Here is a 6,687-nt window from a genome sequence, read left to right on the forward strand (position 1 = left end):
ACGTTAGGTGATTCCTTCAGCCGATCAAATGCGGATGGGGTTTTCGGTACACACAGGGATCTCGCGCTCTTCAACCTGGCGATCGATAGCAAACTACGCGGGTGCGATCTTGTTCGACTTCGGATCCTGGATGTTGCACCCAACGGTTACGCGATCGACCGGGCCTCGATCCGGCAGCGGAAGACCTGTCAACCGGTCAAGTTCGAGATCACCGAGCAGACCAAGCTGGCCATTGATGCTCATCTGGCTGCGCTGCCTAGCAGCGGGGATCGATTCCTCTTTCCAGGGAAAGCGGATGGATCTCACCTCAGCACACGGCAGTACGCCCGCCTGCTCAACAATTGGCTGGCTTTGATCGGTCTCGATCCGTCGCTATTCGGAACACACTCGCTCAGAAGAACCAAGGCGACGTTGATCTATCGAAAAACGGGGAACTTGAGGGCCGTCCAGCTGCTCCTGGGTCACACCAAGATCGAGAGCACCGTTCGATACCTGGGAATTGAGGTCGACGACGCCCTTGAGATTGCGGAGAAGGTAGACGTCTGAAAGCTAGGGTGAAGCGGACATGTTCCGCTTCACCTCTAACGTCTCATTCGTGCCAGGAGCGGACATCGGGCCAATCAATCTAAAGTCAGATCATCGCAGGACGCCGGTTAGTAAGTTCTGAGTGTCTCACCTGGCTTGCCGTAGAGAGACGGCATGGGCACTTTGGCGCCGCGCTTAGTCGCCGCCACGGCCTGGTCCCGCGTGAATTCGTGGAGTTCCTTCGCACTCACCGTGCCATCACCATCGCCCTCGCCCGTCGAGTCGGCTATCCCCCGCCAGACCTGCTACCAAAGATTCGATGAACAGGCTGCGCTGCCGCTGCGCATCGCCGACCTCGCTCGTGTCGCTGGCGGCGGACAGCGTCACCCAGTGACGTGGCGTGAACAGCCCGAACAGACCGATGCGCGGACCGGCTTCGATCTCGACCACATCTTCGTCCTTGATCCAGGACGGATCGAGATAAACGCGAAGTCTCTCTATACCTAAGGCCGCTAGACGGTCATAGAGCGCAGACAGCTTGACGCCGGTCTCAGTCTTCGCCGGGTCGCATCCGCCGGCAGCAGCAGGACATCTCCACCACCATCGAGGGCCCGTGCCTGACCCGCGTAATAGACGATCAGCTCGGACGCCTCCCGATCCTTCAGCAAATCGCCCAACTCGCTCTTGGCGCCGCCCCCCATGCCAAAGATGTCCTCAAATTCCGCGCCACCAGCGTTGCGTCCGGTGATGATCCTTGTGTCGTCCATCCCAAGATCGCCCTTGAGGAAGCGCACCAAATGTGCGGCGTGGCGATGGCCTGCGGCGACCCGGAGAGCGCATTGTTATCGTAATCGTCGATGGCTATGACCACCGCAACCGGCAGCGCAGGTGGAGTCTCGGCGGTCTCTTTCGCTTCACTCGGCTTGCTCGGCGCAGGCGTTGGTGTTCCGCTTGAAGGCGGTGGACCGCTCGGAGGTGGCGGGGCAGACTCGGCCGGCAGTGGCGGTGTTTGATCATCCGGCGGAGGCGGAGCACCTTCGTCGGTCTGCTGCTCCTGACATTGCGGGAACTGCGGATTCTGCTCGCAGATACTGCCGTAGTCTCCGTCGCCAGGTGGTATCGGTGTCTCTTCTTCGGCAGGCGGGGGCGCCTCTTCTTCCGGCGGTGGTGCCTCGTCCGGAGCTGACGGGACCTCTTCCGTTGGTGGCGACGCCTGCTCGTCAGTCGGAGTAGTCGCTTCATCCGCCGGCGGCTGTGCGTCGTCGCCCGTTGTCTCTTCCTCGGCAGGTGGAGGCGTCTCGTCCTCGGGCGGTGGCGTCTCGTCATCGGTGGGCGGCGGTGCCTCATCGTCTTCAGGCGGGGGAGCTTCACCATCGCCATCGGCAGGGGGAGACTGCTCGCCTTCGGGAGGCGGCGGCGGCTCGAATGTCCCGTCGGCGGGATTGGCGATATCGCCGCAATAACGCGGAACCTGCGGATGCAGGCCAGTACTGAGATCGACGCGGTTTTCGCAACTTTCAACAATGGCTGCTTCGCAAGCAGCACGGTCCATCCCGGTTACGCCTTGGGAGAAGCCGCCGCCCGCCATGCATATTTCAACGGCATCTTCGAAAGGCACCTCATAGACGTTTGTACATATGCCGTTGACCGGAACTGTGGGCGTATCGATGTTGTACGAGCCGACTGAAGGACACTGCCCAGTACAAGTTGTTGAACCCGAAGAGGAATAGGCTTGGCCTTCGGGGCATTGCTGTCGGCACTCGCCGTTTTGATGTACCTGACCTTCGCCGCACGGATTTGAGCATGTGCCATCCGCGCCCTGCGTATCGCCGGGCACGCAATTTGCCACACATTGATCACCCTGCCGCGCATAACCCAGCGGACACTGGCGGGTCAAAAGGCACTGGCCGTTCAGAACCGCCGCATTGCCCCCCACATACCGACATTGAGACACACATTGGCTGCCCTGGCTGCGATACATCCCCTCCGGGCAACTTGCGACGCAACTTCCATTCTCCGCACTCAATTGCCCCTCGGGACAGCTTTCTGCACATGTTCCATCTCCACGCGCATACTGGCCGTTGGGGCAACTTGCCGTGCAACTGCTATCGGCAATCTGGTCGACCGGACAGGTTGCCGCGCAACTGCCGTCCTGAACTGTCACCTGTCCCGCGGCACAGGCGCACTGGCCATCCGAGTTACGCACTTGGCCCCCAGAACAAGAGGCAACGCACTGGCCGGAAACACGCTCCTGCTCTTCTCCGCACGGTGCAACGCATTGCCCGCCGACATTTTCCAAACCGTCTGCGCATGGCCGCTCCAGGCAAGCTTGTGCATTACCTGAAGGCGTATTCCCGAGACCGCCTTCCTGACACGCGGTCGCCGCGGACTCTTCGCATTGCTCCTCAGGCGTTGAGCCCTCCGGCACCGGTAGGCTTAGCTCATCTGTCTGAGCGACGCAGAACGCGATGTACTCGTCGTATGTGAGATTTTCGAAAGGCTTGCAGACAGCGTCAACCCGCACTTGGCCCACTGGGCACGGCGCCGATACGCATTGGAATTCGTGCCGGATGGTACCTGAAGGACAGACGTCCAGGCATTGGTTCCCCACCCGCTCTTGACCTGCGGGACATGGATCGAGGCAGGTACCCGCTTGGAGGGTCGTGTCACTCGGGCATTGCTCGACGCATTCATCCGCATGGACAAAGCCGCCCTGGCTAATGCAATACGAAGTCCCGATGCAGGAGCCGAGCCGCTCGACCTGCCCTTCTGGACATGCGTCGACGCATTCTCCGCCAGGCTCGCCGGTCTGAAGATGCACCTTCGAGCCAGGACAATCACGCGTGAAGACGCACTGCCCATTCCACTCCTCGAAGTCGTCCGGACATTCCGAGTAGCACTGAAGGTCTACCTCGAACTGGCCTCGGGACATTGGGCGAGACATTGACCGTCTAGCTCGATGAGACCGCTGGGGCAGTTTGAGAGGCACTGCCCCTCATGGACAAAGTTGTAGCCGGTGCCGCATTCCTCAACGCAGCGATCGAACTCGTGGAGCGTCCCTTCCGGGCATTCCACCGGCAAGCACGCGCCGACGGCGTCGCCTTCGCCTTGGACGCGGCCTTCGGGGCATTCGGCAACGCAATAACCACTGTTGTACAGCGTCCCTTGCGGGCACTGCGCGATGCACTGATTCTCATAAATGACTCCGTTGCACCCTTCGCACAGGCTGTAGGCGTTCGGGTCCGTACTTGGGAGATAGCGCGCGTCGCACTGGCACTGGTCATCGACGATCGTGCCGCCCGCGCATTGCCGGCATTGGCCCGAGCCGTCATCCACATATCCCCCAGGTCCACCGGGACATTCGGCCAGACACGTCTCGCTCCCTGGATACCAGGACGTCCCTTCGGGACAAGGTTCAAAGCAAACACCCGTGACGGAAAGGCGTTGCCCCGCCGGGCATTCGGAAACGCTCTGGATTTGCGGCCCCGGTGGCGGCGCCTCGCCTTCACCCTGGTCGGACGGTGGCGGTGGCGGCGGACCCGGAGGCGGTCCCGGCGCGCGCCGGGTGGCGGGAAACCTGGCGGAGGCGGGTCGGTATCATCGGGACCCGGGGGCAGCGGTGGTGGAACCTTGTCCTCGGGACGCTGCACCTGGCACTGCGGTAACTGCGGGTTTTGCTCGCAGATGCTGCCGACGCCACCTTCGTCCTCGGGCGCGGGCGGCAGGCTCGGTTGGTTGAGCTTGTCGCAGCCGGGATATTTGGGATTGGCATTGCAGATTTTGTCGGTGGGCGGTGGCGGCTGGTCAGTCTGCCCCGCGCATTTGGAGCCAGTCGGGTTCTTGGCGCAGTACGCGTCGTTCTCTTGCTGCTGATCGGCGGGTGGCGCTTTCTCCGCCGGCGCACACTTGGGGCTCGTCGGATTTGCCTTGCAGTAGTCCGCGTTTTCCTGCTGCTGCTCGGGCGTTCCGCCAGGCGCGGGCGGCGCCTTTTGTGCCGGCGGCGCTTCTGCGGAGGCGGCGTCTTCTTGGCCGGAGGCGCTTTTGCGCCGGCACATCCTTCTTGGGCGGCGGCGCCTTCTTTGGCGGAGGAGCTTTCTTTTTGGGAGGTGGGGACTTCTTAGGCGGCGGCGACTTTTTCTTCACCACCGGGCGCCTTCTTCCGCGTCGGCGTCGCCTTCTTTGGCGGCGGCGCCTTCTTCTTTATAACCGGCGCTTGCCTTTTCGCAGGCGGCGCGGTCTTTTTCTGCACGGGCGCGGATTTGAGCTGGGTGCCGCCGGACGATCCCTTCTTCTCCTCATCGCCCTTGCTACGCTGGGCGACGCGGATGATGCGATTGATTTGCGGTGTGAGGCGATAAGCGGGATTGGGGCCGTAATGGGTGCCGGCAGACTGGTGGCTTCCGGGATCGGGTAATGGCGCGTCACTGTGCGCGGCGACGCCGCCCAGCGAAAAAGCTAGGCTGGCAAGCACTGCGGTAGCCCCGAGACGGCGGACCCACCACGCCGTGTTCCTTGCGTCCTCCAACAGCACACCCAGCGGCCTGGGACGCCTCGGCGCGTCCTGATGGCTCAGCTGTTGGCAATATTACATGCTGACTCTTATCAGACTACCCTTGATTGCACGCGCGCTTTACTCGCCTCGCTTTTGCGGCACTTTCCGGCCCGCAGCAAACAGCCGATCAGAGCCGTGGCAGCGAGCGCGTCGAGAATTTGCGCCGCCAGAGCGGCCGGCACGTCATGGCGCGCGATACAGCGTCCCTCGTGCTGTCCGAGGCGTGGCGTTAGTCTGCTTTGGGTCAGTAGCGGACCTGGGTGCGCGGATCGGGGATGTCGGCTTTATCGCCAACAGCAGACATCCTCTGCGTTGAAATCGATGTCCGCTAAGTGCCATAGGGCGACATTCGCGGCGGACTGGTCGCTGTTCTTGGGTTGCCACTATAGATCTGAGAAAGGTTTCGAACAGTGATCATCGACAGCCCTCGCAGGCGGCAGCAGCTAGCGGCGGTAGCGGAGCGGCTCCCCTCCCATGTCGCGCGGCTCTCCTGGTCCGTTGAACAGATCAAGGCCGAGCGGCAGCGCGCGTTGCGAGAGACGCTGGCATTCGCCAAGAAGAATTCCCCGTGGCACGCCGAACGGCTGAGCCAGATCGACGCGGCGTCGTTCACCGAGGCCGATCTCAATCGGTTGCCGGTGATGACCAAGGCCGATGTCATGTCAAACTGGGACCAGGTGGTCACGGACCGGCGTTTGACTCTTGCCGGCTGTAACGATGACATAACCGCCAAACTCGATAGAACGACGAGGGACTATTACTACCTCGACGACTACCTCGTCATTGCAACTGGCGGATCTTCTGGCGTGCGCGGTGTGTTCCCATGGAGCTGGAGCGAGTTTGTCGAGATTGCCTGCGCGACCTTTCGCTACCAAGTTCGCGACGAACCACCGGATCGTCTGTCGGGGCGGAGACTATTGGCTGTGATCGAGGCCGGCGAAATTGTTCATGGCAGTCCGTTCCTATTCTCCGTGTCGACCGATCCAGCGGCCGATATCCGTTGGCTTCCAGCCAACACACCGCTCTCGGGCCTTGTCGCTGCCCTCAACGATGCACAGCCGACTCAGATCAACTGCTTTGGCTCAGTAATGGAAGAACTGGGTGCGGAGGCTCTGAGTGGCCGTCTCAAGATTGACCCCAAACGCGTGACAACCAACTCAGAGCCGCTCCTACCTGAGACACGGGATGCCGTCAGGAAAGCTTGGGGCGTGGAGATCAATAACATGTGGGGCTGCGTGGAGGTCGGCCATATAGGTATTGAATGTGACGCCCATGAGGGGATGCACATGACCGATGATCTTATTATTACTGAGTTCGTCGACGAGCATGACCAGCCGACTCGCGACTCAGCCGCCGTCGACCGAGTGCTCGTGACATCGCTATTCGGACGCACCTTGCCGCTCATTCGCTATGAGCTGACAGACATCCCGGTCCCTGACGATAAACCCTGCTCGTGCGGCGCGGTCTTTCCTCTTGTCAGCGGTGTGAAGGGGCGCGCGGACGACATCTTTGCCTATCCTGGCGGCGTTCATGTCCACCCGCTGGTCTTCCGAACGCTGTGTGTACCGAAAACCTAGACTCGGACGTAGTGGTGATGCAGCCCGCCGAGC

Annotated in this window: 6 protein-coding genes; 2 read left to right on the forward strand and 4 right to left on the reverse strand. The window is 61.6% G+C overall.

What is annotated here, in order from left to right:
- Window positions 1-75: 75 nt before the first annotated feature.
- Entirely contained in the window at window positions 76-546 is a 471-nt protein-coding gene (locus AUC69_RS06085; protein ID WP_083239155.1) for a tyrosine-type recombinase/integrase, read from the forward strand.
- 237 nt (window positions 547-783) lie between these two features.
- On the opposite strand, the gene AUC69_RS06090 is transcribed toward AUC69_RS06085, so the two are convergent.
- The 4 genes from AUC69_RS06090 to AUC69_RS06100 all read right to left on the reverse strand — a co-directional run bounded on the left by AUC69_RS06090 (window position 784) and on the right by AUC69_RS06100 (window position 4,996).
- Window positions 784-975, reverse strand: coding sequence for a hypothetical protein (locus AUC69_RS06090; RefSeq protein ID WP_069441373.1), 192 nt, complete (start codon window positions 973-975; stop codon window positions 784-786).
- A 211-nt stretch (window positions 976-1,186) separates the two neighbouring features.
- The gene (locus AUC69_RS16955) at window positions 1,187-2,506 is read right to left on the reverse strand and encodes a hypothetical protein (protein ID WP_141700629.1); all 1,320 of its coding nucleotides are present in this window, start codon (window positions 2,504-2,506) and stop codon (window positions 1,187-1,189) included.
- Window positions 2,507-3,432: 926 nt separating this feature from the next.
- Window positions 3,433-3,861 carry a hypothetical protein gene (locus tag AUC69_RS16960; protein ID WP_141700630.1) on the reverse strand — a complete coding sequence of 143 codons (429 nt, stop codon included), beginning with the start codon at window positions 3,859-3,861 and terminating at the stop codon, window positions 3,433-3,435.
- 781 nt (window positions 3,862-4,642) lie between these two features.
- A complete protein-coding gene (locus AUC69_RS06100) occupies window positions 4,643-4,996 on the reverse strand; it encodes a hypothetical protein (protein ID WP_069441375.1) in 354 nt (117 codons plus the stop codon).
- A gap of 491 nt (window positions 4,997-5,487) precedes the next feature.
- Here AUC69_RS06100 and AUC69_RS06105 point away from each other — a divergent pair, with 491 nt between their 5' ends.
- On the forward strand, window positions 5,488-6,654 hold the full coding sequence (locus AUC69_RS06105) for a phenylacetate--CoA ligase family protein (RefSeq protein ID WP_069441376.1): 1,167 nt from the start codon (window positions 5,488-5,490) through the stop codon (window positions 6,652-6,654).
- The last annotated feature ends 33 nt before the right edge of the window (window positions 6,655-6,687 follow it).

Source organism: Methyloceanibacter superfactus (assembly GCF_001723305.1).
In the GTDB taxonomy this organism is placed as follows: Bacteria; Pseudomonadota; Alphaproteobacteria; order Rhizobiales; family Methyloligellaceae; genus Methyloceanibacter; species Methyloceanibacter superfactus.

What these genes read in the sequence shown, in the direction of transcription:
- AUC69_RS16955 (WP_141700629.1), bottom strand. Translation starts at nt 2,506, where the DNA reads ATGTATCGCAGCCAGGGCAGCCAATGTGTGTCTCAATGTCGGTATGTG.